Source organism: Kitasatospora sp. NPDC085895 (genome assembly GCF_040702125.1).
Classification (GTDB): Bacteria; Actinomycetota; Actinomycetes; order Streptomycetales; family Streptomycetaceae; genus Kitasatospora; species Kitasatospora arboriphila.
This window is the reverse complement of the sequence record NZ_JBFBJY010000240.1, coordinates 1-1,270: the sequence shown is the minus strand read 5'-3', so window position 1 is coordinate 1,270 and position 1,270 is coordinate 1. Positions and strand designations below refer to the sequence as shown.

Below are 1,270 nucleotides of genomic sequence, written 5' to 3'. Positions count from 1 at the left end.
GAGAAGCTGAATCATCACAGGTCGAGGCACCCTCCTACGCCTATCTCATGCTCCGTCACTAAGCCTGGTCACCACGGTGAATTGGTGAGGCTGGGGTGGGGCAGCGGGTGGTGCGATTCTCCGATCTGTCGGGCAAGGTGGCCGAGAGCAGCAGCAACTTGGTGCGGATCGTGGTGCACGAGCACCCGGACCTGGACGGCAGCCCGGTGGAGATCGAGGCACTCGCCGCCGAGGTAGCCGGCCTCGAGGACACGGCGCTGGACCTGGTCCGCTTCGAGGTGCACCACCCCGGTGCGGACGGGCCCGAGCAGTACGTGATGGAAGCCGACGCATCTGATCTTTTGCTTTCGGGGTGACAAGATGGTCAGTGGGGTGTAGGCCGGTGGTATGCGGTATCCCGATGGCGGTGGTCTGAGCGCGCGGGAGCGGGCCCGGCGGGAGCGGGTGCGCCTGGAGGCTGCCGAGATGTTCGAGCAGGGGGTGCGGCCGCCGCAGGTGGCCAAGCGGTTGCGGGTGTCGCGCAAGTCGGCCTACGCGTGGCAGGCGCGGTGGCGCGAGGGCGGTACCGATGCGCTGGCGTCCAAGGGGCCCAGTGGTCGGACCTCGCGGATGAAGCCCGAGTGGCGGGCCTGGCTGGAGGAAGCCCTGGAGCAGGGGCCGGCCGCGCACGGCTGGGTGGAGGACCAGCGCTGGACCCTGGCCAGGATCGTGGTGCTGGTCGCCCGCCGGTTCCATGTCCGCTTCAGCCCGGCGCAAATGTGGCAGATCCTGCACCAGATGGGTTGGACGGTGCAGACGCCGGTGCACCGGGCTGTTGAGCGCGACGAGCGGGCGGTGTCCACCTGGGTGAAGGAGACCTGGCCACGCGTGGAACGACGGTGAGGGACCAGAACGCCTGGCTCGTCTTCGCCGACGAGTGCGGGCAGTCGCTGCGGCCGCCCAAGGCGCGTACCTGGTCCAAGCGAGGCCACTGCCCGGTGGTGCGGGTCTGCGGCAAGGGCTCGGGACGGGTGTGTCTGGCAGGGCTGGTGTGCTGCCGCCCGGACGAGCGCACCCGCCTGATCTACCGGCTGCTGGCCCACCACGGCCGCAAGGGCGAGAAGAAGGGCTTCACCGAGCCGGACTTCGCCGCCCTGCTGGACGACGCCCACCACCAGCTCGGCTCGGACATCGTGCTGGTGTGGGACTGTGAGACTGATGGTGCTCCGCATGGGCTCGTGGCCTGACCCGGTGTGTGACTGACCAAGGTGTCTCTCAGTTGATCTGTCGG

General features: G+C 68.9%; 3 protein-coding genes. All 3 read left to right on the top strand.

Translation table 11 applies throughout. From position 1 onward, the window contains the following. Nucleotides 1-110: 110 nt before the first annotated feature. From AB0442_RS42550 to AB0442_RS42540, 3 genes are read left to right on the top strand one after another with little or no spacing between them, the layout of a single operon-like run. On the top strand, nt 111-356 hold the full coding sequence (locus AB0442_RS42550; RefSeq protein ID WP_366168861.1) for a hypothetical protein: 246 nt from the start codon (nt 111-113) through the stop codon (nt 354-356). 31 nt (nt 357-387) lie between these two features. Further along, nucleotides 388-882 carry a winged helix-turn-helix domain-containing protein gene (locus tag AB0442_RS42545; protein ID WP_366168860.1) on the top strand — a complete coding sequence of 165 codons (495 nt, stop codon included), beginning with the start codon at nt 388-390 and terminating at the stop codon, nt 880-882. Further along, a complete protein-coding gene (locus AB0442_RS42540; protein WP_366168859.1) occupies nt 879-1,226 on the top strand; it encodes a hypothetical protein in 348 nt (115 codons plus the stop codon). The genes AB0442_RS42545 and AB0442_RS42540 overlap by 4 nt, the downstream gene beginning before the upstream one ends. The last annotated feature ends 44 nt before the right edge of the window (nt 1,227-1,270 follow it).

Bases quoted from the DNA above. Each gene is read 5' to 3' on its own strand.
- AB0442_RS42545 (WP_366168860.1), top strand. From the start codon at position 388: ATGCGGTATCCCGATGGCGGTGGTCTGAGCGCGCGGGAGCGGGCCCGG.